Below are 26,168 nucleotides of genomic sequence, written 5' to 3'. Positions count from 1 at the left end.
CTTAGCTCTCCTGTCGGAGGTTAATCTTGAGGGCGAACCAATCGCCCCTACATTCTATTCGGCCTAACAGGTGCGGCTTACGCCGCACCTAAATGGCTTAATTTTCTTCCAACTCGATGTTGATACCCAGTGAGCGGATTTCTTTCAACAATACGTTGAACGATTCTGGCATACCTGGTTCCATCTTATGGTTACCATCTACGATGTTCTTATACATCTTAGTACGACCGTTCACGTCATCCGATTTCACTGTTAGCATTTCTTGTAGAGTATATGCAGCACCGTAAGCTTCTAGTGCCCACACCTCCATCTCACCGAAACGCTGGCCACCGAACTGAGCTTTACCACCCAGCGGCTGCTGAGTAACAAGGCTGTAAGAACCAGTTGAACGTGCGTGCATCTTGTCATCAACCAAGTGGTTAAGTTTCAGCATGTACATGTAACCAACAGTTACTTGACGTTCGAACTGATCGCCAGTACGGCCATCATAAAGTGTAACTTGACCGCTTCTTGGATAACCACCAAGCTCTAGTAAGTCTTTGATTTCGCTTTCACGAGCACCATCAAAGGCTGGAGTTGCGATCGGTAAACCACCTTTCAAGTTATCAGCTAAGCGACGAACTTCATCATCAGAGAACGAGTCGATATCAACTTTCTGACGACAATCACCTAATTCGTAAACTTTCTTAACGAAGCTACGGATTTCGTGCAGTTCACGCTGCTCTTTCATCATTTCTTCTAAACGCTCACCCACACCACGTGCAGCAAGACCCATGTGTGTTTCTAGGATCTGACCGATGTTCATACGTGATGGTACACCTAGCGGGTTCAGAACGATGTCTACCGTACGACCTTTGTCATCGTATGGCATATCTTCTACTGGTACGATAGTCGAGATAACACCTTTGTTACCGTGACGACCCGCCATCTTATCACCTGGTTGGATACGACGTTTAACAGCTAGGTATACTTTAACAATCTTAAGTACGCCTGGTGCTAAGTCATCACCTTGAGTGATCTTACGACGTTTGTTTTCAAACTTCTTATCGTATTCAGCTTTAAGCTCATCGTACTGGGCAGCTAGTTGCTCAAGTTCAGCTTGCTTGTCTTCTTCAGCAAGGCTTTGAGTAAGCAGCTTTTCAGCATTTAGTGATGCAATTGAATCTGCGTTCAGACCTGCGTCAACAAGTAACTTACGAGCACGGTCTAATACACCTGCTTCTAAGATACGGAACTCTTCGTTGAAGTCTTTCTTCGCTTCGCGAAGCTGCATGTCTTCAACTTCTAACGCACGCTTATCTTTTTCAACACCGTCACGGGTGAAAACTTGTACGTCGATTACAGTACCAGTTACAGAGTTTGGTACGCGTAAAGAGCTGTCTTTAACGTCTGACGCTTTCTCACCGAAGATAGCACGTAGTAGCTTTTCTTCTGGTGTTAATTGCGTTTCGCCTTTCGGAGTCACTTTACCTACTAGGATATCGCCGCCTTTAACTTCAGCACCGATATAAACAACGCCTGATTCATCAAGCTTGCCTAGTGCAGACTCACCTACGTTAGGGATATCTGCTGTGATCTCTTCAGGACCTAATTTAGTATCACGTGCGATACATTGTAGTTCTTGAATGTGGATAGTCGTTAGACGATCTTCTTGAACTACACGCTCAGATAGTAGGATTGAATCCTCGAAGTTATAACCGTTCCATGGCATGAATGCCACGCGAAGGTTTTGACCAAGTGCTAAGTCACCTAGGTCAGTCGAAGGACCATCTGCTAATACGTCACCACGTGTTACCGGCTCACCAACCATACAAGTTGGTTTTTGGTTAATACATGTATTTTGGTTTGAGCGAGTGTATTTAGTAAGGTTGTAAATATCGATGCCCGCTTCACCTGGAATACGCTCATCTTCATGTACATTTACAACGATGCGGCTTGCATCCGCATACATTACTTCACCACCACGCTTAGCAACGATAGTTACACCAGAATCTTTCGCTAGTGTCAGCTCGATACCTGTACCTACCAGCGGTTTGTCCGCGATAAGTGTTGGTACGGCTTGACGTTGCATGTTTGAACCCATCAATGCACGGTTAGCATCATCGTGTTCTAGGAACGGGATAAGTGCTGCCGCTACAGAGATCACCTGTTGTGGTGATACGTCCATATATTGTTGGTCCATTTTGCCCATAAAGGTTGATTCACCTTTGTGACGACATGGAATTAGTTCATCAACAAACTCATTGTTTTCGTTCAAGTTTGAGTTCGCCTGAGCGATAACAAACTGACCTTCTTCAATGGCTGATAAGTAATCTACTTCATCAGTAACTACACCGTTTACCACTTTACGGTAAGGTGTTTCTAAGAAACCATAGTCATTAGTACGTGCGTACGTAGACAATGAGTTAATTAGACCGATGTTTGGACCCTCAGGCGTTTCGATTGGACATACACGACCATAGTGAGTTACGTGAACGTCTCGAACCTCGAAGCCAGCGCGTTCACGTGTTAAACCACCCGGGCCTAATGCAGAAATACGACGCTTGTGCGTTACTTCTGAAAGCGGGTTATTTTGGTCCATGAACTGTGATAACTGAGATGAACCAAAGAACTCTTTAACCGCAGCCGAAATAGGCTTAGCGTTAATAAGATCTTGTGGCATTACAGCGTCAAGGTCACCTAAGCTTAAACGCTCACGTACAGCACGCTCAACACGTACTAGACCAACGCGGAATTGGTTCTCAGCCATTTCGCCAACACTACGGATACGACGGTTGCCTAAGTGGTCGATATCATCAACATCGCCAACACCGTTACGAATAGCGATAAGCACTTTCATAACAGCTACGATGTCTTCTTTCGATAATGTGCCAGGGCCAGTATCTGAGTCATAACCTACACGGCTATTGAACTTCATACGACCAACTGTTGATAAATCGTAACGCTCGTCAGAGAAGAACAAGTTATCAAATAAGGCTTCAGCCGCGTCTTTCGTCGGTGGCTCGCCTGGGCGCATCATGCGATAAATTTCTACTAATGCTTCTAAACGGTTGCTTGTTGTGTCGATACGTAATGTATCTGACATGTAGGCGCCGCTGTCCACTTCGTTGATATATAGTGTATCAATCTTAGTGTGACCTGCTTTAACCAATTCAGCCATTAGCTCAAGTGATAGCTCGTCATTCGCGTTTGCGATGATCTCACCCGTTGACTCATCAACATAGTTTTTAGCTACAACACGACCAATGATGTACTCATGCGGTACTTCTAATTGGTTAATACCTTTTTTCTCGATGTTCTTGATGTGACGCGCAGTAATACGACGACCCGCTTCAACAAGGACTTCACCGTCTTCGCCTTTGATATCAAAAGCGGCAGTTTCACCACGTAAGCGTGAAGGAACAAGTTCCATAAGAACTTTACCGTCAGCAACTTCAAACGCAGTTGTATCGAAGAATATCTCTAGGATTTCATCCGTTGAGTACTCAAGTGCACGTAAGATGATTGACGCCGGTAATTTACGACGACGGTCAATACGTACATAAAGGTTATCTTTTGCATCAAACTCGAAGTCTAACCATGAACCACGGTAAGGAATTACACGCGCGTTATAAAGTACTTTACCTGACGAGTGAGTTTTACCGCGGTCGTTATCAAAGAATACACCAGGGCTACGGTGTAGCTGAGAAACGATAACACGCTCTGTACCATTGATAACAAAGGTACCGGTATCAGTCATGAGCGGAATTTCGCCCATGTAAACTTCTTGCTCTTTAATGTCTTTAACTGTGCCTGGTGCTTCTTTGTCCATCACCACAAGACGCAATTTTACGCGAAGTGGAGCAGAATAAGTCACACCGCGAATTTGACATTCTTTTACATCGAATACTGGCTCACCAATACGATAACTTACGTATTGAAGCTCAGAATTTCCCGAGTAGCTTTTGATAGGAAACACAGAACGGAAAGCAGCTTCCAAACCGTGATCGCCATCAGCGTCAGGGACTAAGAATTTTTTAAACGATTCTAACTGCGTCGACAGTAAGAAAGGTATATCCAAAACTTGTGGACGTTTACCAAAATCCTTACGGATACGTTTCTTTTCAGAATAAGAGTAAGCCATGGGGTTCCTCAGCTTGCTGATCTTTGACCCGACCTGTTCTTGTAAGAACAGACTTAACTGGCATCTAAGCCAAGATGTACAACATTAAATTGTTGTTCTATTTTGCTCTGACACTTTCAATACCAAAATAGGTAACAACTTGAAAGTAAAGAGAAAATTAGATTTTATTTGCGTTACAGGATTGCATCGCTCTATAGCGCAAAAAGGCCGGTGATTAAATAATCACCAGCCCTTGCCTGATTACTCAGGCAGCGAACCTAGCGTAAGCTAGATTACTTAACCTCAACTTCAGCACCAGCTTCAGTAAGGTCTTTTGCAAGTGCTTCAGCTTCTTCTTTAGATACACCTTCTTTGATAGGTGCAGGAGCAGCTTCAACAAGTGCTTTAGCTTCTTTAAGGCCAAGACCAGTAGCACCACGTACAGCTTTGATAGCTGCAACCTTGTTAGCGCCAGCGCCAGTAAGGATTACGTCGAACTCAGTCTTTTCTTCAGCTGCTTCAGCAGCAGGACCAGCAACAACAGCAGCAGCTGCAGTTACGCCGAATTTTTCTTCCATTGCTTCAACTAGAGCAACAACGTCCATTACTGACATTTCAGCAATAGCATCAAGGATTTGGTCTTTAGTTACAGACATTACAAATTTCCTAATTATTACGGACTAAATATAGCCCAAAAAAAATATTACACCGAAAGTGAACAAAAAAACAGCTTAAAATTAAGCAGCTTGCTCTTCTTTCTGTACACGTACTGCTTCAATTGTTTTACACAATTTACCTGCAGACGCTTCTTTCATAGCGCTCATTAAGCGTGCAACAGCTTCGTCGTAAGTAGGTAGAGTTGCTAGCATAGCTGCGTCTACTACGTTACCTTCAAATGCAGCCGTCTTAACTTCGAATTTCTCGTTCTTCTTCGCGAAATCTTTGAAGATACGCGCAGCAGCACCTGGGTGCTCTGAAGAGAAAGCGATTAAGCTTGGACCTACAAGTGAGTCAGAAAGGCACTCAAAATCTGTACCTTCAACAGCACGTTTAGCTAAAGTGTTACGAACAACTTTCATCCATACACCAGCTTCACGAGCTTCTTTACGAAGGGCAGTGATAGCACCAACTGTTACACCACGAGAATCTGCAACAACTGCAGAAAGAGCACCAGTGGCTGCTTCGTTGACTTCAGCAACAATTGCTTTTTTGCCTTGAAGATTTAAAGCCATGGGTGTTACTCCTGGTTTAATGGGTTGCCGAAATTGGCTTCCCTGTTCTACTCTTCCCCATCTAAGATGGAGATGCTTTTTACGGCGAGAGCCAGAAGATTAGGAAAAATCTATCTGGGGATTCACACCGTCTACGTAGGTAAAATATTAAGGCCGAAGCCGCCTACGGTCTTGGACGGAAGTCCAATTTATCGTTTTTACCCGAAGGCATTACGAAATTATGGACTTCAACCCGAATTCTTTACTTGTTTTGAAATTAACTTTCTCAACAAAATGGCGCAAAATTATAGTTCAAATTTCGCGCCATGTAAACTCTTAATTAAGCAACAACTGTGCTTAGAGAGTTTTGGTCAACAGCAACACCTGCGCCCATTGTTGTAGAGATAGTTACTTTCTTCACGTAAGTACCTTTTGCTTGAGAAGGTTTAGCCTTCTTAAGCGCAACAATAAGAGCTTCAAGGTTTTGTTGAAGTTGCTCAGCAGTGAAATCAACCTTACCGATAGTAGTATGGATGATACCGTTCTTGTCGTTACGGTAACGAACTTGACCTGCTTTCGCGTTTTTAACTGCTTCTGCAACGTTAGGCGTTACAGTACCAGTTTTAGGGTTTGGCATTAGACCACGTGGACCTAAGATTTGACCTAGTTGACCAACAACACGCATAGCGTCTGGAGATGCAACAACAACGTCAAAGTTCATCTCGCCTTTCTTAACTAGATCAGCAAGATCTTCCATGCCCACTAATTCAGCACCAGCTTCTTTCGCAGCATCTGCGTTAGCGCCTTGTGTGAATACAGCAACACGAACTTCACGACCAGTACCGTTAGGTAGTACAGTTGCACCACGTACGTTTTGGTCAGATTTACGAGCATCGATACCAAGGTTAACAGCAACGTCAACACTTTCTACGAATTTAGCTGTCGCTAACTCTTTTAAAAGAGCAACTGCTTCGTTGATTTCGTAATCTTTAGTTACATCCACTTTTTCGCGGATAGTACGCATACGTTTAGTTAATTTTGCCATTATCTTAGTCCTCTACGTTCAAGCCCATCGCACGCGCAGAACCTGCGATAGTGCGAACTGCAGCGTCCATATCAGCCGCTGTAAGGTCAGGTCGTTTTGTCTCAACGATTTCTTCAAGTTGAGCACGAGTTACTGTACCCACTTTTTCAGTGTTAGGACGGCCAGAACCTGATTTGATGCCTGCAGCTTTCTTAAGTAAGTAAGCAGCCGGTGGAGTTTTCATGTCGAACGTGAAAGAACGGTCACCGTAAACAGAGATCACTACAGGAACTGGAGCGCCTTTTTCGATAGATTCTGTACGTGCGTTGAACGCTTTACAGAATTCCATGATGTTTACACCGTGTTGACCTAGTGCTGGACCTACTGGAGGACTAGGGTTAGCCATACCAGCGGCAACTTGTAGCTTGATAATAGCTTCAACTTTTTTAGCCATAATAAATACCTCATTTGGTGGGTCATAGCCTTGTGCGCGCGAGGACGCGTACTCTAACGGCTTCCCAGTTTAAAAATTGGTTCTCACTTTTTAGTGATAAAACAAGTTAGAACTTGCCCTAACACAAAAAGGCCGCTGATTATAAGTTAATCAGCGGCCTTTTTCAAGCGTATTGCCAAAAAATTAAACGATTTTGGCAGCTTTAATTTTTTACTTACTTGTCTTGCTCAACTTGACCAAATTCTAGGTCAACAGGTGTCGAACGACCGAAGATAAGAACAGACACTTTCACGCGGCTCTTCTCGTAATCAACTTCTTCAACAACACCGCTGAAGTCAGCAAATGGACCATCGATAACACGAACAACTTCGCCTGGCTCGAATAATGTAGCTGGCTTAGGTGCTTCAGAGTTCTCTTGAAGACGGTTTAAGATGCGGTCAGCTTCTTTTTGGCTAATTGGCGCTGGACGATCAGACGTACCACCAATGAAGCCCATAACACGTGCAGTGCTGTTCACTAAGTGCCAGCTTGCATCGTTCATGTCCATTTGAACTAGTACGTAACCTGGGAAGAATTTACGCTCAGATTTACGCTTTTGACCAGCGCGCATCTCAACAACTTCTTCAGTTGGTACTAATACTTCACCAAAACTATCTTCCAAACCTTCGATCTTGATGTGCTCAAGAATAGTTTGTGCTACACGCTTCTCGTAACCAGAGAAAGCTTGTACTACGTACCAACGTAGTTTCTTTTCGTTCTTCTCATCCGACATGGGATTAGATCTCCAATCCAGTTAAAAAGCCTACTGCGCGGAATAAAATGCCATCTAATCCCCAAAGGATAAGCGCCATAATCACAGTTGCAACCATTACAATTAATGTCGTATGTGTTGTTTCTTGGCGAGTTGGCCACACAACTTTACGTACTTCGATACGTGCTTCTTTTGCAAACGCAAGAAAAGTACGACCTTTTTCAGTTAGTGAGGCAATGCCTAAACCAGCTGCAACAGCAACCACTACACCAATAGCACGTAATAATACAGATTGGTCTGCATACATGTGGTTACCAACGACTGCGCCTGCTAGTAGCGCAATTGCTACAATCCACTTTACTGAATCCATCGCACTTGATGGTGTTTCTACATTCGTGCTCATAATATTTTTACCTTAACTACAGACACAACAACCCTGCGCTCTGGCAGGGTTAATCCATTAAAATCTAAACTTAAAAACTGACTTGTTTAAACCGATTTTTAATTTCAGACTTAGCACACATTGTGTAAAAAGTGGCAGGGGCGGAGAGATTCGAACTCCCAACCGTCGGTTTTGGAGACCGCTGTTCTACCAATTGGAACTACGCCCCTGCAAAGTGGATGCCTATTATACTTACGCAATTCATTAACACAAGAGTAAAAGATACCCATTAGTTAAAATCTCATCAGTTGGTTTAAAAATCAATATTAACATTGATTAAAAAGCAGTTTATCATAAACCCATTACAGGAACATAAAACAACATGGATCAGTGTGCTGCTATTAAAATCCCCTTTTAATATTGTATTGTTATGCCTCATTTTGTTGATAGCTAATCAGGCTAGTGCACGTTCTTTACACCTAGGCACTTTTAATAGTCAGCAGGGCCTGAGCCAAAATTCAATCACTTGCAGCATCACTGACCAACAAGGCTTTTTATGGTTTGCCACACAAGGTGGCTTAAACCGCTTTGATGGTTATGAATTTAAACGCTTTAAAGCTAACAGCGATGATAAAAGCATTTCAGGGAATTGGATTACAGGCTGTGTTAGAGATAGTAAAAACCAGCTATGGTTTTCGACTGCAAGCAAAGGGCTTAATAGACTTAACCCTAAAACAGGTCTGTTTGAGGTTTACTCTGCATCTGGTAATGATGGGCTGAGTGAAAGTAAAATTTGGTCTATGGCGTTAGCTAAAGACGATGTTTTGTGGCTAGGTCACGAACACGGTAAATTAACTCGTTTTGATTTATCAAGCAGTAGCTTTACACACTTTCACTATAAATCAGCGCAGCCACTAATTCGAGACATTGTTATTACCGATGAACTAATTTGGCTTGCCACAGATAAAGGGCTTATTTCATTTAACCCAAGCGCAGAGCAATTTACTCAACATGCTCAGATCTCCGTGCCGCTCTGGCATCTCAAATTGCTTAATGACGAAAAGCTGCTTATTGGCGCTAAAAAAGGTCTTTATATATTAAATTTAGCAACGCAAAGTAGTGAAAAAATCGAACAGTTTAACGGAACCTGGGTAACAGACAGCCTGATTGACCAACAGCAAAACCTTTGGCTTACAAGCTATGGACAAGGGCTCTACTTTTTGCCTGCTGGTGCTGACTTACAAAAGCAATTCACTCAACATCGTCATGACAAACAAAACCACAATGGCTTAAGCAGCGACTATTTGCTTTCTCTTTATCAAGACTCGCAAGGTATTATTTGGCTGGGCACAGACGGCTATGGTGTGCACCGCTATGATCCTAAGCAGCAACAGTTCTCTCATCAATTAAAAACCTCTCAAGCAAATTCGTTAAGCCATAACTTTGTTCGTTCAATAGTTAAAAGAGCCAATGGTGAGGTCTGGGTTGGTACCCGTGATGGACTCAATCGCAAAACACCATCGGGTTATCAGCACTTTAAAGACGCCCTAACCAACAACAATATATTTGCCCTACACGAAGACGCTAACCAGCATTTGTGGATAGGTACGTACGGAGGCGGCTTAATAAAGTATCAAGACAGCCTTGATGAGTTTACAGCTTTCACCATGCAAAGCCACCAGCTAGCCAGTGACCGTGTTTACGCAATTACCAGCGACAAAACAGGTGCGCTTTGGCTTGGTAGTAACCAAGGCCTAACCCGTTTCGAGCCTGCCTCTGCCAAAGTAACTCACTATAAGCACAGTGATACGCAAAATAGCCTTGCCAACAACACCGTATTTACTTTGGCTTATGATAATAAAGAGCATGCACTGTGGATTGGTACCCGAGCAGGACTCAATAAACTCGATATATCAACAGAGCAATTTAGTTTATTAGATGAACAAAGCTCTGGTGAGACAGGGCTTAGCCACAATATGGTTACCTCTTTATTACTCAGTGAAGACAGCATTTGGGTTGGCACCATGCAAGGCTTGAATCAAGTCAACAAGCATACCCTCACAGTGAAACAGATTACTGAACAACAAGGTTTAGCTAACGACAACATTTTTGACATTCTTGCGGATAAACAAGACATGCTTTGGCTTGCAACCAATGGCGGACTCACTCGTTATAACCCCAGCACGCAGCAAATGCAGCAGTTTCTACCAGAAGACGGCATTCAGCATCAATCATTTATATTAGGTGCGAGCTTTCAAGCTGACGATGGCGAGTTATTTTTTGGCGGTATTAATGGCTACAATCATTTTTACCCTGAGCAACTAACCTTATCGCACACACCCCCTACGCCAGTGTTAACTGAGTTATTACTTAATAACCAAACAATTAAAAGTAATCATTTTGATAAGCAAAGCAATACCCTTGCTAGTGCAACTCAGACATTCTCGTTTGCAAAATCAGCGGGGGTTATCGGCTTTAAATTTAGTGCATTAAAAAATGGTGCGACTCCAAAACATTATCAATATGGCTACAAGCTAGCTGGCTTTGATGAGCAATTTTTATATACCGATGCATCCCTTAGACAAATTAACTATCCACAGCTGCCTGCTGGTCACTACCAGTTATTGCTAAAAGCAAAAGATCAATATGGTCAATGGAGTGACAGTACACAGCTGTTAGAACTTACTGTTGTGCCTCCTTGGTGGCAAACTAAACTAGCCTACTGTATTTACTTTGTGTTTGCTTTAGCACTGACTTGGCTTGTGTTAAATGCCTTGTACAAGCGCAAACTAGCAGAGCAAGAGAAGCAAACCGAAATTGAGCTAAACAAATTAAAAGACCAGTTTTTAGATAACATTAGCCACGAACTCAAAACACCACTTAGCTTAATACTCGCTCCGATCAGTCAATTGCAGCGAAGCAATGCCGATCCAAAAGCTCAAACGCAACTAGCCAGTATTAAACGAAACTGCCAACGCTTACTAGAGCTAATCAATCAACTTTTACAATTGAGTCAACGCCCAAGCACGGCAATTTACACTGTCAGCCCCTATTCTATTACGCCATTTTTAACAGATTTAGTGGCGGATTTCAGGCCTCTGTACGAGCAAAAACAGCTGCAATTTAGCTTCACTGACACCACCACTACAGCACTTAAGATTAACCTTGCTCCTGAACATGCTCACTCGATTTTTAGTAATCTGATAAGCAACGCTCTTAAGTACACCCCTGCAGGTGGCACAGTCGATATTCACCTTAGTGAAGTACAACAAGCGTTAAAGTTTAAAATTACTGATACCGGTGTGGGTATTGCCAGTGAGCATCAGCAGTCGATTTTTCAGCGCTTTACTCGCTTAACATCTTCAGAAGCAGGAAGTGGTATTGGCCTGAGCTTAGTAAAACAACTCGTTGAACAATACGGTGGTTCGATTAGTGTAAGCAGTAAAATCGCTGAAGGTAGCTGCTTTACTGTGTCATTACCTATGATTGAAAGTGCTGATAATCAAGCAAGTAGCGCTATGCAAGTTCATACCTCAAAACCAACACTGCTGATTGTTGAAGATAATGAGGAAATGGCAGAGCTACTCCTTTCTTTATTTAATAAAGAGTTTAACTGCATTTGTGCAACTGATGGTCAGCAAGCTCTCGACCTTTGCCAGTCAAACTTACCTGAGCTCATTATTAGTGATGTGATGATGCCAAATATGGATGGTTATCAACTACTAGCAGCCCTTCGAGCAAATCCGGCCACCAGCCATATCCCAGTATTATTACTTTCTGCTAAAGCAGATACCCAAAGCCGCTTAAAAGGGCTTGATTTATTAGCTGATGATTTTTTGAGTAAACCTTTTGAACCGACTCTATTAGTAAGCAGAGTAAAAGGCCTGCTTAATCTAAGACATATTTTAAACCAACACCTAACAGCACAACTGGCAGCTCCTCTTAATAGCGATACAGCTGCAGTAACTGTGCAAAATAAAGATTACTCTTTTACAGAAAAGCTTAAGCAAATAGTACAAGCACATTACCAAGATGAAAGCTTTTCGGTTGAACAATTAGCCTCTGCGTTATGTTTAAGCTCTCGAGCTCTGCAACTAAAAATGAAAGCTTTGTACTCACAAACGCCTTCTGACTATTTACGTAATACTCGTTTAGAGTTTGCAAAAAAACAGCTAATCGATAGCGCGTTAGCAATTGGTCAAGTCGCAGAACAAACCGGATTTAGTTCACAAAGCTATTTTGCCCGAAGCTTTAAGAGCTATGTTGGCTTATCACCAAAACAGTATCGAGAAAAACATCAAAAACATGCCGAATTTCGCGTCAGTGAATAAAGTTTTCGCCTGAGTGCTATTAATAAAACACTGATTTTTATAGCTTATCCATACAAACGTCAATAACAACAAAGCCCATAGTGCGGCGTTATTTACTGCATGAGATATAAGTTAAGGAAAGTCATATGCTCACCAAAACACACAAAGCAATTTCGATTACGTTACTTGCTGCGGCACTGACTGCATGCCAGAGTACTTCGACAACCACCAGTAATACCAATAGCCCAGATATAAACGAAGTTGCACAGCAGCAATACAATGGCCCAAAAGCTCGGATCGCTGTTGCCCGCTTTACTGATAAATCAAACGATTCACGTTGGTGGCGTAAAGAAATTGGTGAAGGTATGGCCGATCAACTTACAACCGCATTAGTTAGCACCAATCGGTTCATTGTTTTAGAGCGACAAGCACTTGATGCCGTATTATCAGAACAAGACCTTGCTGTGTCAGGCCGTGTGAGTGCAGCTTCTGGTGCTGCGTATGGTGAAATAGAGGGAGCCGAAATTGTTGTGGTTGCCGCAGTCACAGAGTTTGATGATGACAACTCAGGCACTCGTGTCGGCAGTGGTGGCTTTATCGGTGATGTATTTAGCTCGGTATCGGCGGGTTTTTCAAGTTCGCACATGGCGATTGATTTACGATTAATCGATACGCGTACTTCTCGTATTTTAGCCGCTACCAGTGTTGAAGGTGGCAGTAAAGATTTTGACTTTACATCTGCAGCTACCAATTTTGGTGGCGCACTTGTTGGTGGTAATCTAAGTAGCTGGTCAAACACACCAAAAGAAAAAGCATTGCGCGAAGTGATCGTAAAAGCTGTTGAGTTTTTAGAGTCAAAAGTGCCAACAACTTATTATCGCTATAATAGTGATAACACCATTGCAGCTGGCCATACAGCCCCTGCACCACTAAAAGTAACCGCAGCAGCACCCGCTAAAAAGCCAGTTGCATCGGTTAGTGTTCCAACTCACAGAATGCCTTACTACGAAAAAACAGACTTAGCGATGTCACGACTGAACTTGGTTTGTTTGGGTTATTTGAAAAGGCAGCCTCACTACGAAGAATATGAAATAGAAGACGTAGAGTACGATCAAGCAACGGTGATTGCTCTCACTGAGTATCAGCAAGAAAAAAAGCTGAAAGTGACAGGCCTTGCTGATGAGACAACTAAAAAGTCTCTTGATGATTCAGGGTGTATTGCCAAAACGAACAAATCAAGTTTAGAAAGCTTTGGCAGTATGTTTAAATTTAACTAAGCAAACTAACAGCCAGTGCCAGCACTGGCTGTTTACAACCTTAGTTATAAAATTTGTAATAACTCACCACGATAAAAATCACATAACAACCAAATTTGTTGAAATGGATGATGCTTAGGCACATCAAGGTGAGTAAGTACTGACTTAAAATCATCAAGATGCCATATAGTACTGGCATTTCGAATTAATAACCAAGGCTGAGTAGACTCGTAGTGTTTCTTAGCTTTTTGTGCCAGCAAACGATGTAAAGCACAGTGCAAACGCTCGTTACTCGGTGCTAAAGCCATTTCAGCAAGATCTCGTTGCATTGAGATAGACAGCGGCCGACCTAACACCGCCATTGCCTCTGTTTCGCTGGCATATAAATGTGCAACTTCAATATCAAGCCGTTCATCACCTTTGTAACAACTCACGTCTGGTTTGCTCGGCGTGTTATGCCAAATATTGCGCATACTTACGCCAAACTGCTTTTCGTAACAGCGCAAAAACAATTTTGCTGCACCATGCTCGAGCGCTATTTTTTCTTGTTCACTTTCACGATTCATTTAATGTTGCATACACATCTTTTAATAACCCAGAAGCGCCAAAACGAAATAGCTCAGGTTGTAAATACGCTTCACCCATAATTGACTCAGCTAGGGCTAAATACTCAGCAGCATCGGTGACTGTTCTGACCCCGCCTGCCGCCTTAAAACCAACCTTTTTGCCACTCGCTTTTATAGTGCTTAACATGATGTCTGTTGCAGCTAGCGTTGCATTAACAGCCACTTTACCGGTACTGGTTTTAACAAAGTCAGCGCCGCCATCAATTGCCAGCTTTGTTGCTGTTACAATGAGGTCATCGCTTAATTCGCCACTTTCGATAATGACTTTAAGCTGCGCTTGAGTGCCACATGCCTCTTTTGACGCTTTGACATACTCTAAAACTTTGCGCTCATCACCGGCAATTAGCGCTTTATAAGGGATCACTAAATCAATTTCATCAGCGCCGCGCTCAATGGCAAACAGGGTTTCATTTAACACTTGCTCTAACGATTGCTCCCCACTAGGAAAGTTAGTAACTGTAGCCACTTTGACTTGCTGTAGTTCGCGCTCAGCGAGAGCAAGCTTTGCATCGCTAACAAACTGGCTATACACACAAACCGCTGCAGGAATGCCTAACGTTGGCTCAATACTGGCAACCAAGTTATTAATGGTTTGTGTTGTGTCGCTGTCATTCAGAGTTGTTAAGTCCATCAGTGCCACCGCTTGGGCAGCGCTTGTTTGCATTTTAGTCATAGTTCTTATAGTTGTGTTGCCATATTAGTGACCTATAGTAGCAAATTTTTATCATTCGGCTATAAATCATAACTAATCACCATAAGGCTGCTTATTTACTTGTAACTCGCCGCAATCCCTTGTTAACTAAGTCTTAAGCCAAAACAAACCACCTGGTATAACTTTTAGTTATATAAACTTGGTTTTAATTATTTTTTACTTTTTTTAGAGCACTATATTCTACTTGCCTGCAATAAGCAGTTTCTTGATGTGTTTTAGGGGTGAGAACAAAGTGCAATATTTACCAATCTTTACCAAATTAGACGACAAACCTGTGCTGGTAGTCGGCGGTGGAGATGTTGCGTTACGCAAATGCCGTGCATTTTTAAAAGCGCGCGCTCATGTGACGCTAGTCGCCCCTGAATTTTGTGATGAGCTACTTGCTCTTGCTAAGCAAAACGAAGTAAACCTGATCACTGATATATTCAAAGAACAATATTTAGATCAACAAATGCTGGTGATCGCTGCAACTGATATAGACAGCGTTAACAAAGACGTGTTCGAACTTGCGAATGCGCGCAATATTTTCGTTAACGTGGTGGATGATCAACCTAAGTGCAGCTTTATTTTTCCATCAATTGTTGACCGTGATCCAATCACTATTGCAATTTCAAGCGCAGGCACAGCGCCAGTATTAGCACGTCGTTTACGCGAAAAACTCGAAACGCTTATTCCACAGCATATTGGTCCACTCGCTACATTAGTTGGTAGCTTTCGTGACAAAGTAAAACAACGCTTTAAACACTTTGCCGATCGTCGCCAGTTTTGGGAAGGCGTATTTGATTCATCAGTTGTAAGTAAAGTGCAAGCGGGTAATACCGGCGCTGCAACAGCGCAGTTAGAGCAACTGTTAGATGCAAAGCCAGAGCCTGAAGGCGAAGTGTATGTTGTTGGTGCAGGCCCAGGTGACCCAGAGCTATTAACACTAAAAGCACTACAGTTAATGCAACAAGCTGATGTGGTGGTATATGATTATTTGGTTTCTGATGAAATTATGGATTTAGTACGCCGTGATGCAGACCTAGTTTGCGTAGGCAAACGTTTAGGCGATCACAGCGTAGCGCAAGAAGATACCAATCAGATGTTGGTCGATTTTGCCAAGCAAGGCAAAAAAGTATGCCGTATTAAAGGTGGCGATCCGTTTATTTATGGTCGTGGTGGTGAAGAAGTACAAGTTCTTGCCGCGAATAAGGTACGTTACCAAATCGTACCGGGTATTACTGCTGCTGCAGGCTGTAGCGCTTATGCCGGTATTCCACTTACTCACAGAGATCATGCGCAAGCCATTCAGTTTCTAACAGGTCACTGTAAAAAAGATGGTCAAGAATTAGATTGGCAGTCACTCGCCAAGCCAAATCAGACCTTAGCGATTTATATGGGCGTGATTAAATCACCACATATTCAAGCACAACTATTAAAACATGGCCGCGGTGCAGATACACCGGTTGCCATTATCGAAAATGGCACACGTAAAGAACAACGTGTGGTAACAGGGCAATTAGGTGAGCTGGCCGACTTGATTTCGCGCCATAGCATTATTTCACCCGCCCTATTAATTATTGGTGAAGTTGCATCATTGCACCATCAGCTTGCATGGTTTGGTCAAACAGAACAAACCAGCAGCTTTGCCCAGCCAATTACTGGCGTAGCTTAATTTAACTTTTAATCATTTTAGTAGGACGACTAACAATGGCTTTAACACACCTTCAGCAATTAGAAGCTGAAAGTATCAAAATCATGCGCGAAGTTGCTGCTGAGTTTGAAAACCCGGTGATGCTTTACTCAATCGGTAAAGATTCATCTGTGTTATTACACTTAGCGCGTAAAGCGTTTTATCCAGCAAAGATCCCATTTCCACTTTTACACGTTGACACCAACTGGAAGTTTAAGGAAATGATCGCGTTTCGTGACCGCCTAGCTAAAGAGTATGGCTTTGATTTAATCGTCCACAAAAACCCTGAAGGGTTAGAGATTGATATCAATCCATTTGTACACGGCTCAGCAAAGCACACCGACATCATGAAAACGCAAGGCTTAAAGCAAGCGTTAGATAAATACGGCTTTGATGCTGCATTTGGTGGTGCTCGTCGTGACGAAGAGAAATCACGAGCTAAAGAGCGTGTTTATTCATTCCGTGATAAACACCACAGATGGGATCCAAAAAACCAACGTCCAGAGCTTTGGAATACCTACAACAGCCAAGTTAATCCGGGTGAAAGCATTCGTGTATTCCCGTTATCTAACTGGACTGAGCTGGATATTTGGCAGTATATCTACCAAGAAAACATTGAAATGGTTCCACTTTACCTTGCCAAAGAACGCCCAGTCGTTGAGCGTAACGGCACGCTAATCATGGTTGATGATGAGCGTATGCCATTAGAAGAAGGCGAAGTACCGCAAATGAAGTCGGTACGTTTTCGTACTCTTGGTTGTTACCCGCTAACGGGTGCTGTGGAATCAACAGCAGGTACCTTAACTGAAATTATCGAAGAAATGCTGCTTTCAACCTCTTCTGAGCGTGAAGGCCGCGTGATTGATCACGACTCTGCTGGTTCAATGGAAAAGAAAAAACGTGAGGGCTATTTCTAATGTCTAAAACAAACGACACGATTAATGAAGTAAGAGAGTTAGGCATCGACGCCTACCTTGCACGTCAACAAGACAAAAGCCTTTTACGCATGCTGACCTGTGGTAGTGTGGATGACGGTAAATCAACGCTGATTGGCCGCCTTTTACATGACAGTCACCAAATTTATGAAGACCAACTTGCAGCCCTGCATAAAGACAATGAAAAAGTCGGTAATGCCGGTGAAGAGCTTGATTTAGCACTTCTTGTAGATGGTCTGCAAGCTGAACGTGAGCAAGGTATTACCATTGACGTTGCTTATCGTTACTTCTCAACAGCAAAACGTAAGTTCATTATTGCTGATACGCCAGGACATGAGCAGTACACTCGCAACATGGTAACCGGCGCATCAACCAGTGATGTGGCGATTATCTTAGTTGACGCGCGTTACGGCGTACAAGTACAAACTAAGCGTCATAGCTTTATCTGTGACTCATTAGGTATTAAGCAGTTTGTTGTTGCTATCAACAAGATGGATATCGTCGATTTCGATGAAACCGTATACGAAAAAATCAAAGCCGACTACCTTAAGTTTGCAGATCAACTAAACGTTACTAATATCAAGTTTGTGCCTATGTCAGCGCTAAAAGGTGACAACGTAGTTACACGCTCAGAGCACACACCTTATTACACAGATAAACCACTGCTTGAGTTACTTGAAGACTCACCAGCGGCTGAAATTGATAACGGTTTTGAAGCGCGTCTTCCGGTGCAATATGTAGTACGCCCTAACTTAGACTTCCGTGGCTTCCAAGGCACTCTAACGTCTGGCAAGTTCAGCGTGGGTGATGCTGTAAAAGTATTACCATCAGGTAAAAGCTCAAGCATCAAAGAGATTGTGACTTTCGATGGCAACTTAGATACCGCTGAAGCAGGCCAAGCAATCACTTTAACGTTAAACGACGAAATTGATATCAGCCGTGGCGATGTAATTGTACCAGCCGCTTCAAAAGCTGCTGTAACAAACCGTATTCAAGCTAAATTAGTATGGATGCATGAAGCACCGTTAGTTTTAGGTAAAAGCTATAACTTTAAGTTAGGCAGCAAAAACACCTCGGCAGTGGTAAGAAAAATCGATCACACGATTGATGTAAATACCCTTGAGCATGGTCAAGCAGACTCATTACAACTTAACGAAATTGCGATTGTAACCTTAGAGCTTACAGAAACAATTTTGGCTGATGAGTACCACAACAACCATGAAACAGGTGCGTTCATCCTAATTGACCGCTTATCAAACCTAACCGTTGCGGCAGGTATGATTGAGCAATTACTTAGCACTGAAGAACAACAAAGTAGCTTTAGCGACTTTGAAGTTGAATTTAATGCTTTAGTACGCAAGCACTTCCCTCATTGGCAAGCGCTTGATATAACTAAGCTTAAATAACCACTATTCGCCTGTTATAGGAAGTAAAAAGCATGTATCAACAGCTGGTATTAACAGGCATTATGCTGGTATTAGTGGGGTGCCTTTTTGGCACTCGACTAAAACCTGCATGGTTATTTGTCGGCGCCATTGGTATTAGTTATTTAGCAGGGCTAATAAGCCTTGAAGATATGCTAATTAACTATGCAAACCCTTCTTTAATCACTCTTATTCTACTTGTACTCGTTTCGATAGCTGTAGAAAAAACCACGTTAGTGCAAAAGCTTGCTCAGTCTCTTTCGAAAGGCAGCCTGACAAGTTCGGTGACCAAGCTTGGTTTATCAACCGCCTTTTTATCATCATTTACCAATAATACTGCGGTAGTGGCATCGCTGATCAGTGCGATAAAAGAAAGCCCAACACATTCACCGTCTAAACTTTTATTGCCTTTATCATACACCGCCATTTTAGGTGGCACGATCACCCTGATTGGCACCTCAACCAATTTAATTGTTAATGGCTTTGCCGTTGAAGCGGGCATGGAGCCGCTTGGCTTTTTTGATTTTACCTTGATTGGCTTAGGCGCACTGAGCGTTGGCCTTATCACTATTTTAGTGATGCTCAAGTATTTACCAGATAACGGTAAAAACGACCAAGAAGTAGTGCCCTTTTACCTAGAAGGTAAAGTAGAAGCAGGCTCAAAACTCATTGGTAAAAGTGTTGAGGAAAATGGCCTTCGTGAATTAAAAGACTTGTTCTTAGCCGAAATAATTCGTGGTGATAAACGTATTTGTGCGGTTACCCCAAAACAAGTTATCAAAGAAGGTGACGTACTACTTTTTGTAGGTGATATAAAGTCAGTACCTCTGCTCACCCAATTTGACGGCTTAAAAGTTGTGCACGACAAACATGAGAAAGACGTTGAGCACCTAGTTGAAGTTGTTGTTAGCCATTCTTCAAAATACATTGGTAAAACAATTAAAGAAGTTCGCTTTCGTGAACAATTTCATGCTGCCGTTATTGCTATTCGCCGCGGCCATGACCGTTTACAAGGTGGTTTGGGTAAAGTTCAGTTGCAAGCTGGTGACTCGCTGATCCTAGCTCCTGGCAAAGAGTTTTACTCGCTACCTAATTTAAAACGTGAGTTCGTTTATATTTCAGGCCTTGATTTACAAACCCATTTAAAACCTAAGCAATCAAATATTGTGTTAGCAAGTTTTGCAGCCGTATTGGGGTTAAGTATTGTCGGCCTCGTTCCCTTAGTGAAAGGTCTACTCGTTCTTCTTATCGGTTTAATGCTAACGGGTACAATCAAGCTAAGTGAAGTAAAACGTCGTTTTCCAATTGAGTTACTCGCAGTAGTGGGTAGTGCTATTGGCCTTGCCAAACTCATGATAGGCACAGGCCTTGCCGGTGAAATTTCATCAGCCATGTTATACGTATTAGGTGATTTTGGACCTTACGGCGCATTTATCGCAATATTCTTGATGACGGTTTTGTTTACCGAACTTATTACCAATAACGCCGCTGCCGCGCTTTCATTTCCGGTAGCGTATGCACTTGCTGTTGGTTTTGATGTATCACCGTTGCCTTTTATTATGGCTGTCGCATTTGGTGCATCAGCGAGCTTCATTTCGCCATTTGGTTATCAAACTAACTTGATGGTTTACAGCGCGGGAAATTACCGCCTTAAAGATTACATTGCCATGGGTTTACCTTTATCGATTATTTACTCGATTACGGTTTTAACACTCATACCGCTGGTATTCCCATTTCAATAACGAGAGTAAAGACAATGGATGAAAATATCGTTTGGCATAATTACGCCATTAGCAAATCACAGCGTAGTGAGCAAAAAAAGCATAAGCCTGCCATTTTATGGTTCACAGGTTTTTCAGGTTCAGGCAAAAGTACAGTTGCGAACGCACTAGAAAGCGCATTAAACCAGTTAGGCGTTCATACCTACCTACTTGATGGCGACAATGTGCGTCATGGCTTGTGTAATGATCTTGGCTTTACAGATGAAGACCGCGTGGAAAACATTCGCCGCGTTGGTGAAACTGCAAAGCTGATGGTCGATGCCGGTCTTGTGGTATTAACCGCATTTATTTCGCCATTTCAAAGCGAACGCGATATGGTAAGAAACTTAGTAGAGGATGGTGAGTTTATTGAAGTATTTTTAGATACCCCGCTCGACGTGTGTGAAACACGCGACCCTAAAGGGCTTTATAAAAAAGCCCGTGCAGGTGAAATTAAGCACTTCACAGGTATCGACTCAGACTATCAAATCCCTACATCGCCAGAAATTAAAATCGATACCAGTAAAAACACCCTAGACCAATCGGTGCAAGAGCTGGTAGCGTATTTAAAACAACAGCAAATTATAGGTTAAGTCATGAATCAAACGGAACTGCTAGAAGAAATCTTACTCCTCGCACGCCAAGCCGGCAGTGCAATAATGGGGATTTACGAAAAGGACTTTAATGTTGAGTACAAAGCTGATGAAAGCCCAGTGACCGACGCCGACCTAGCAGCTCACAAAGTGATTGTGAATGGCTTACAACATCTTACCCCAGATGTACCAATTCTAAGCGAAGAAAGCGCTGATATTAGCTGGGATATTCGTCAAACTTGGCAACGCTACTGGTTAGTAGACCCAATTGATGGCACCAAAGAGTTCATCAAAAAGAATGGCGAGTTCACAGTGAACATTGCCTTGATTGAAAATGCTAAACCAGTATTAGCTGTTGTCGATGCACCGGCATTAGGTGTGTCGTATATTGCCGCAGAAGCAATTGGTGCCTTTAAAGATAAAGGTGATGAGCGCATTGAACTTAAGGTAACCCGTAAACCAAATAAAGGGCTTATCCGTGTTGTCGGCAGCCGTTCACACCCTTCTCCTGATCTAGCTGAATTTGTAAAACAGTTTGAAGATGTAGAAATGGTTTCAAAGGGCAGCTCGCTAAAACTTTGTCTTGTTGCCGAAGGGAGTGCTGATATATACCCACGCCTTGGCCCAACCTGTGAGTGGGATACCGGAGCAGGTCATGCGATTGCCGAAATAGCAGGCGCAACGGTTAGCAAACTCGATGGCAGCCCACTACTGTATAACAGTAAAGAAGAGTATCTGAATCCGTATTTTGTCGTATCGGCGTTACAGGACTAAAAGCGTTCCGTTAAATACCGTAGGCTGGCTGGGTAGAGCGTAGCGAAACCCAGCGTCAACTTAATAAATTCATACCCATCTCACCATAGTGTTGATCAATTTCATACTCAGAATTTCAATTCACTATCTGTAAGATTACATCAATTTAATTATAAGCTTCCTAAAAGTTTATTATTAGTATGCTTTAACCCAAGAAGTAAAACCCCTAGTACTATTCCACCTTACATATACAAACATTAATTAAATTTATGCAATCAATAAAACACCGTAAGACCAACAAAATATAAATTACCTCATTGAAGTTTTGATAAATAAATGGATAATTATAGGGACACGAGTTTTAACAAGGAATGATATATGCTCGGATTAATTCGCTACATAGTCGAGCTATGCCCTGAAGTAAATGGCCAGCTTTTTGAAAATGGAACCCCTCTTGCAAATCAGCTTGTAGAGAGAAGCTTAACCTATGATGACGAAGAACTAGATAGTGTTTACACCGATGATAATGGTTACTTCAAATTCCCTGCAAAATCTTTAAAGTCCCGTAAACCTGGGAGTATTTTTCATGAACCCGTGGTTAGAATAATCATAGATCTAGAGAAAGATGGCCAGATTTATAACCTATGGATTGGGTTTCAGCATGGGTTAAAAACTCCTATTGAATTTAAAAAGTGTTTAGCTAACTTGAATGCTGATTTATCGAATGAAGAATTAAAACACCATTTAATAAACCCTAAAGATTCATTAGACGAGCACTTTATTAAAAGCATCGCTCGGTGGGAAAAACAAAATTAAAAGGATTTTCAATGGCAACTTTAACACCAATTCTGTGTGCAGAATTAGCAAAGATTTCTTATGATATAAAAATACCGGACCGAAGAGGCCGGTATGAAATAATTACCTCAAACTCTTTGGAAAACATATTTTCATTCGATCTATCAAGAGGCCCTGTTAAGGGAATATCAGGCGGAGCAATGGCTCACGCTAGTGGCCATCAAACCGGTTTTGTACTTGTTGGAAAAGGCACATCTCCTACAGGGCGGATGAACCCATTCAAAAATGATTTAGTACTGGCTATTCGTGGAACAGCTTCTTTGTACGATGTTTCAACCGATCTAAGAGCAAATTTAAGTGTGTTTGAGGGCGGTCATAGTGTCCATGCTGGTTTCAATTCTGTATTCGAAACGCTAAAACTACAACTAGCTCCAGTGATTAAAGAGCTAAAACCTTTAGCGACTGTTCATTGTGTAGGACATAGCCTAGGTGGTGCGATTGCGTCATTAGTCGCTGATTGGGCTAAACGATGCTTTAACGTTAACGTCAAACTGTACACATTTGGAGCACCAAAAGTTGGCTTAACAAATTTTGCATTAAGCACGACTAATACCTTAGAACCTCACAATATATATCGCTGCGTCAATGGTGGTGATATTGTGCCTATGGTACCCTTCTGGCCGTTTATGCAAGCTCCTTACAATGCCCCTGAATATAGAATGGATAGTACCCAACTTATCATTCCATGGCATCACGTAATGAAGTTTTATACCCGAAACTCGCAAAAGCAAACCTGGGAAAGTATTAATAAGCGAGTTACTTTCAATCCTTTTAATAGAGTTGTATTAAGTGCTAGCCATGCGGTTCAAGTGCAGCCATCAATTTATTGGATGAATCGTTTGAGTGAAGCTCTTATGACTGTATTACGCCAAGCTAAACTAGGCTGTCTTAATGCTTTACAAAATGGTGTCGCTAATGGCTTAAGTTTGTATGACAGAATTGCCGTGATTCTCGCTAACAATCAATTTCATACTGTAGACTTGTCTGGGCCGATAAATGGATTACTTGCATGTATGCTTGCATTTGCTGGATATGCGAAGGCGAAAATAAAAGAGTTAACTGTTGAGTTCATCAAATGGGTATTTGAACAAACCCTAAAGATGGTGAATAAAGTTGCACAAAGAGCTCTCTCTTTCGTAGCGTAGGCATTTTAAGATGTATCATCAGACCAAACTTTTAGGCATATTTTAGTTTACAAAAGGAATAACCATGACGACTGTTGAAAAAGCAATTGAAGCCGGCTATGAGGCCCAAATTAGCGCACTTTATAAAGCCCTTTCACAAGGAGTGCTTGCCGCTAATGGCGATGAAAGTGAAATCACTGCAGCTGAGGCACGTTTTAAGAAAGGTTTAGCATTTGCCGCAGATATTAAAGCTCGCGCACTTGCAGCAGCAGAATAAATACCACAACTGGGCTTTATAAATAAGCCCAACTTTCTTCTTTTGTAAGTCTCTCCTTACAGCATAGTTATTTAAATACAACGCTAAAACATGCATTCTAAGTCGCTTTTCTATATGCTGCGCGACAATTATTATTCTAATAGTGGAGTGCTAATGAACACACATCAAGATGCTATGCCGTATGATGCATCGACAACAAGTAGTAACTCAAAATGGAATCTTCATGACACCCAATGGGTATTAAGTTTATTTGGCACCGCAGTCGGTGCAGGGATTTTATTCTTACCAATTAATATCGGTATCGGCGGATTTTGGCCTTTGATTATCATGGCATGCCTTGCCTTTCCGATGACTTACTTAGCTCACAGAGGCTTAGCCCGATTTGTTTTATCATCAAAACAGCCTAAAGCAGACTTTACCGATGTAGTAGAAGAACACTTTGGCATTAACACCGGGCGCTTAATCTCTTTACTGTATTTTCTCTCTATCTTCCCTATTTTACTTATTTACGGTGTAGGATTAACCAACACTGTTGATAGCTTTATCGTTAATCAACTAGGTATGGAATCACCACCACGCGTACTGTTATCTGGTGTACTCGTTGGCGGTATGATCAGTTTAATGCTTGGTGGCGAAGCACTGATGTTACGTGCTTTTGCAATCCTTGTTTATCCGCTTGTCGCTATCTTGTTTTTCTTATCGATTTACCTGATCCCAAGCTGGCAAATGCCAGATGTGTCTGTCCCTGAGTTTTCAGGCTTTATGAAAACACTTTGGTTATCAATACCTATCATTGTATTCTCATTTAGCCACGCAGCTGCGATCTCAAGCTTTGTGCATGTACAACGTGCTCACTACGGCAATAATGCTAAAATGAAGTCAGAAGCAATTCTAAAGCGTACTAGCCTACTATTAATCGTGTTTGTTTTACTGTTTGTATTCTCGTGTGTGCTGTCACTATCTACTGAACAAATGGTACAAGCAAAAGCTGATAACGTGTCTATCTTGTCATTCCTTGCCAATATTACAGATAACTCGTTTATTGCGACCTTAGGGCCATTAGTAGCCTTTATCGCGATTACATCTTCATTCTTAGGTCACTTCTTAGGTGCCCGTGAGAGCTTCAACGGCCTTGTTAGTAAGCAAGCCCATATGAACCCTAAACTCGTTGATAAGATTGGCACTGTTATCATGTTCTTTGCTATTTGGTATTGCTCAGTGATCAACCCAAGTATTTTAGACATGATGGATCAGCTGTCAGGCCCTATCATCGCCATGATCCTTTTCATCATGCCAATGATTGCCGTTTATAAAGTACCTAGCTTACACAAATACAGAAACCGCTTAAGCACACTGTTCGTATTAACAGTTGGCTCTCTAGCCGTATTTGCGCTTATCTACAGCATGATTAAGTAATCCCATCATTGCTAGATATAGAAGCCCAGCCGGGAAACCGGCTGGGCTTTTTTGTTAGCAACTGGAAGGTTGGAAGGCGTGGCGTAGGTTGGGTTGAGCGCAGCGAAACCCAACACATCACAGAGCTATCAGCTTTCAGCCGTCAGCGATCAGCCGCGCGGTGGAGGTGTTTGGTGCTGCGTCTTCCTCAGCCGGAGGTTCTAGGCTAAGTGTAATTGTAGGAATGGTTTCAGCCATGAATGTGTATGTAAAGGTCTCAATTCGGCACTGAAGTGCCTTCTACGGGGTTTGTTGCTGAGGGAGTCTCTGTACAGGACAACCCCGCAGTTCGACTTTACTCTTGCTAATACCAACCCGCAATAATACTTAATCATTTTGAGGGATAATACCATTCCGCATAAAGATTAAATCAATTTAATCCATTCCCGATTGCACATTTTCTTCACTCGATCCGGGATTGAAATAAAGTGATTCCATGCCTTTGAAACTTCATCGACAATTTCGTCATAGCCCGAAAACACTCTATTGGAT

General features: G+C 42.3%; 21 protein-coding genes and 1 tRNA gene. 12 read left to right on the top strand and 10 right to left on the bottom strand.

All coding sequences use genetic code 11. The features are described 5' to 3' along the window. Nucleotides 1–97 precede the first annotated feature (97 nt). The 8 genes from rpoB to IRQ78_RS19895 all read right to left on the bottom strand — a co-directional run bounded on the left by rpoB (nt 98) and on the right by IRQ78_RS19895 (nt 8,154). Nucleotides 98–4,123 carry a DNA-directed RNA polymerase subunit beta gene (gene rpoB / locus IRQ78_RS19930; protein ID WP_054554831.1) on the bottom strand — a complete coding sequence of 1,342 codons (4,026 nt, stop codon included), beginning with the start codon at nt 4,121–4,123 and terminating at the stop codon, nt 98–100. Nucleotides 4,124–4,395: 272 nt separating this feature from the next. Then, nucleotides 4,396–4,758 (bottom strand): 50S ribosomal protein L7/L12, encoded by a 363-nt coding sequence (gene rplL / locus IRQ78_RS19925; RefSeq protein ID WP_054554830.1) that lies wholly within the window; start codon nt 4,756–4,758, stop codon nt 4,396–4,398. An 81-nt stretch (nt 4,759–4,839) separates the two neighbouring features. Next, nucleotides 4,840–5,334: a 50S ribosomal protein L10 gene (rplJ, locus tag IRQ78_RS19920; RefSeq protein WP_054554829.1), complete on the bottom strand. Its 495-nt coding sequence runs from the start codon at nt 5,332–5,334 to the stop codon at nt 4,840–4,842. A gap of 319 nt (nt 5,335–5,653) precedes the next feature. Beyond that, nucleotides 5,654–6,358, bottom strand: coding sequence for a 50S ribosomal protein L1 (gene rplA, locus IRQ78_RS19915; RefSeq protein WP_054554828.1), 705 nt, complete (start codon nt 6,356–6,358; stop codon nt 5,654–5,656). A 4-nt stretch (nt 6,359–6,362) separates the two neighbouring features. Further along, the gene (gene rplK, locus IRQ78_RS19910) at nt 6,363–6,791 is read right to left on the bottom strand and encodes a 50S ribosomal protein L11 (protein WP_054554827.1); all 429 of its coding nucleotides are present in this window, start codon (nt 6,789–6,791) and stop codon (nt 6,363–6,365) included. A gap of 214 nt (nt 6,792–7,005) precedes the next feature. Beyond that, nucleotides 7,006–7,563 (bottom strand): transcription termination/antitermination protein NusG, encoded by a 558-nt coding sequence (gene nusG / locus IRQ78_RS19905; RefSeq protein ID WP_054554826.1) that lies wholly within the window; start codon nt 7,561–7,563, stop codon nt 7,006–7,008. Nucleotides 7,564–7,567: 4 nt separating this feature from the next. Beyond that, the gene (gene secE, locus IRQ78_RS19900; protein ID WP_036971579.1) at nt 7,568–7,945 is read right to left on the bottom strand and encodes a preprotein translocase subunit SecE; all 378 of its coding nucleotides are present in this window, start codon (nt 7,943–7,945) and stop codon (nt 7,568–7,570) included. Nucleotides 7,946–8,077: 132 nt separating this feature from the next. Next, nucleotides 8,078–8,154: transfer RNA gene (locus IRQ78_RS19895), tRNA-Trp, on the bottom strand. A 162-nt stretch (nt 8,155–8,316) separates the two neighbouring features. Between IRQ78_RS19895 and IRQ78_RS19890 the strand changes: the two genes are divergently transcribed. Together IRQ78_RS19890 and IRQ78_RS19885 are read left to right on the top strand one after the other, a co-directional pair. After that, nucleotides 8,317–12,255, top strand: coding sequence for a hybrid sensor histidine kinase/response regulator transcription factor (locus IRQ78_RS19890; protein ID WP_194442959.1), 3,939 nt, complete (start codon nt 8,317–8,319; stop codon nt 12,253–12,255). Between the two features lie 125 nt (nt 12,256–12,380). Continuing rightward, nucleotides 12,381–13,511 (top strand): CsgG/HfaB family protein, encoded by a 1,131-nt coding sequence (locus IRQ78_RS19885; protein WP_138618639.1) that lies wholly within the window; start codon nt 12,381–12,383, stop codon nt 13,509–13,511. Nucleotides 13,512–13,555: 44 nt separating this feature from the next. Here IRQ78_RS19885 and IRQ78_RS19880 read toward each other — a convergent pair whose 3' ends face one another. Together IRQ78_RS19880 and deoC are read right to left on the bottom strand one after the other, a co-directional pair. Then, nucleotides 13,556–14,056, bottom strand: a complete 501-nt coding sequence (locus IRQ78_RS19880) for a hypothetical protein (protein WP_058586658.1) — start codon at nt 14,054–14,056, stop codon at nt 13,556–13,558. After that, a complete protein-coding gene (gene deoC, locus IRQ78_RS19875; protein WP_138618641.1) occupies nt 14,046–14,789 on the bottom strand; it encodes a deoxyribose-phosphate aldolase in 744 nt (247 codons plus the stop codon). The genes IRQ78_RS19880 and deoC overlap by 11 nt, the downstream gene beginning before the upstream one ends. 271 nt (nt 14,790–15,060) lie before the next feature. Between deoC and cysG the strand changes: the two genes are divergently transcribed. From cysG to IRQ78_RS19825, 10 genes are all read left to right on the top strand, one after another. After that, a complete protein-coding gene (cysG, locus tag IRQ78_RS19870) occupies nt 15,061–16,482 on the top strand; it encodes a siroheme synthase CysG (protein WP_194442958.1) in 1,422 nt (473 codons plus the stop codon). A gap of 35 nt (nt 16,483–16,517) precedes the next feature. Next, on the top strand, nt 16,518–17,417 hold the full coding sequence (gene cysD / locus IRQ78_RS19865; protein WP_054554821.1) for a sulfate adenylyltransferase subunit CysD: 900 nt from the start codon (nt 16,518–16,520) through the stop codon (nt 17,415–17,417). After that, on the top strand, nt 17,417–18,841 hold the full coding sequence (cysN, locus tag IRQ78_RS19860; RefSeq protein ID WP_138618646.1) for a sulfate adenylyltransferase subunit CysN: 1,425 nt from the start codon (nt 17,417–17,419) through the stop codon (nt 18,839–18,841). Before cysD ends, cysN begins: the two co-directional genes overlap by 1 nt. A gap of 32 nt (nt 18,842–18,873) precedes the next feature. Then, nucleotides 18,874–20,601, top strand: a complete 1,728-nt coding sequence (locus tag IRQ78_RS19855; RefSeq protein ID WP_054554819.1) for an SLC13 family permease — start codon at nt 18,874–18,876, stop codon at nt 20,599–20,601. A gap of 14 nt (nt 20,602–20,615) precedes the next feature. Next, a complete protein-coding gene (gene cysC / locus IRQ78_RS19850; RefSeq protein WP_194442957.1) occupies nt 20,616–21,212 on the top strand; it encodes an adenylyl-sulfate kinase in 597 nt (198 codons plus the stop codon). A gap of 3 nt (nt 21,213–21,215) precedes the next feature. Beyond that, a complete protein-coding gene (gene cysQ, locus IRQ78_RS19845; protein ID WP_194442956.1) occupies nt 21,216–21,986 on the top strand; it encodes a 3'(2'),5'-bisphosphate nucleotidase CysQ in 771 nt (256 codons plus the stop codon). Between the two features lie 357 nt (nt 21,987–22,343). Next, a complete protein-coding gene (locus IRQ78_RS19840) occupies nt 22,344–22,781 on the top strand; it encodes a DUF6795 domain-containing protein (protein ID WP_206004238.1) in 438 nt (145 codons plus the stop codon). A 179-nt stretch (nt 22,782–22,960) separates the two neighbouring features. Next, nucleotides 22,961–23,965, top strand: coding sequence for a lipase family protein (locus IRQ78_RS19835; protein ID WP_228482692.1), 1,005 nt, complete (start codon nt 22,961–22,963; stop codon nt 23,963–23,965). A 64-nt stretch (nt 23,966–24,029) separates the two neighbouring features. Next, complete coding sequence (locus IRQ78_RS19830) at nt 24,030–24,221, top strand: hypothetical protein (protein WP_055022144.1); 192 nt, start codon at nt 24,030–24,032, stop codon at nt 24,219–24,221. A gap of 153 nt (nt 24,222–24,374) precedes the next feature. Next, entirely contained in the window at nt 24,375–25,637 is a 1,263-nt protein-coding gene (locus IRQ78_RS19825; protein ID WP_138600935.1) for an aromatic amino acid transport family protein, read from the top strand. The last annotated feature ends 531 nt before the right edge of the window (nt 25,638–26,168 follow it).

This window comes from Pseudoalteromonas simplex (assembly GCF_015278155.1).
Classification (GTDB): domain Bacteria; phylum Pseudomonadota; class Gammaproteobacteria; order Enterobacterales; family Alteromonadaceae; genus Pseudoalteromonas; species Pseudoalteromonas simplex.
Note: the sequence above shows the minus strand (reverse complement) of the source record. Positions and strands in the feature narration are given on the sequence as shown.

Bases quoted from the DNA above. Each gene is read 5' to 3' on its own strand.
- IRQ78_RS19835 (WP_228482692.1), top strand. From the start codon at position 22,961: ATGGCTCACGCTAGTGGCCATCAAACCGGTTTTGTACTTGTTGGAAAA.
- rpoB (WP_054554831.1), bottom strand. From the start codon at position 4,123: ATGGCTTACTCTTATTCTGAAAAGAAACGTATCCGTAAGGATTTTGGT.
- rplA (WP_054554828.1), bottom strand. From the start codon at position 6,358: ATGGCAAAATTAACTAAACGTATGCGTACTATCCGCGAAAAAGTGGAT.
- rplK (WP_054554827.1), bottom strand. From the start codon at position 6,791: ATGGCTAAAAAAGTTGAAGCTATTATCAAGCTACAAGTTGCCGCTGGT.
- nusG (WP_054554826.1), bottom strand. From the start codon at position 7,563: ATGTCGGATGAGAAGAACGAAAAGAAACTACGTTGGTACGTAGTACAA.
- cysC (WP_194442957.1), top strand. From the start codon at position 20,616: ATGGATGAAAATATCGTTTGGCATAATTACGCCATTAGCAAATCACAG.
- IRQ78_RS19885 (WP_138618639.1), top strand. From the start codon at position 12,381: ATGCTCACCAAAACACACAAAGCAATTTCGATTACGTTACTTGCTGCG.
- rplL (WP_054554830.1), bottom strand. From the start codon at position 4,758: ATGTCTGTAACTAAAGACCAAATCCTTGATGCTATTGCTGAAATGTCA.
- secE (WP_036971579.1), bottom strand. From the start codon at position 7,945: ATGAGCACGAATGTAGAAACACCATCAAGTGCGATGGATTCAGTAAAG.
- IRQ78_RS19825 (WP_138600935.1), top strand. From the start codon at position 24,375: ATGAACACACATCAAGATGCTATGCCGTATGATGCATCGACAACAAGT.
- IRQ78_RS19840 (WP_206004238.1), top strand. From the start codon at position 22,344: ATGCTCGGATTAATTCGCTACATAGTCGAGCTATGCCCTGAAGTAAAT.
- cysN (WP_138618646.1), top strand. From the start codon at position 17,417: ATGTCTAAAACAAACGACACGATTAATGAAGTAAGAGAGTTAGGCATC.
- IRQ78_RS19880 (WP_058586658.1), bottom strand. From the start codon at position 14,056: ATGAATCGTGAAAGTGAACAAGAAAAAATAGCGCTCGAGCATGGTGCA.
- IRQ78_RS19855 (WP_054554819.1), top strand. From the start codon at position 18,874: ATGTATCAACAGCTGGTATTAACAGGCATTATGCTGGTATTAGTGGGG.
- deoC (WP_138618641.1), bottom strand. From the start codon at position 14,789: ATGACTAAAATGCAAACAAGCGCTGCCCAAGCGGTGGCACTGATGGAC.
- cysQ (WP_194442956.1), top strand. From the start codon at position 21,216: ATGAATCAAACGGAACTGCTAGAAGAAATCTTACTCCTCGCACGCCAA.
- cysD (WP_054554821.1), top strand. From the start codon at position 16,518: ATGGCTTTAACACACCTTCAGCAATTAGAAGCTGAAAGTATCAAAATC.
- IRQ78_RS19830 (WP_055022144.1), top strand. From the start codon at position 24,030: ATGACGACTGTTGAAAAAGCAATTGAAGCCGGCTATGAGGCCCAAATT.
- rplJ (WP_054554829.1), bottom strand. From the start codon at position 5,334: ATGGCTTTAAATCTTCAAGGCAAAAAAGCAATTGTTGCTGAAGTCAAC.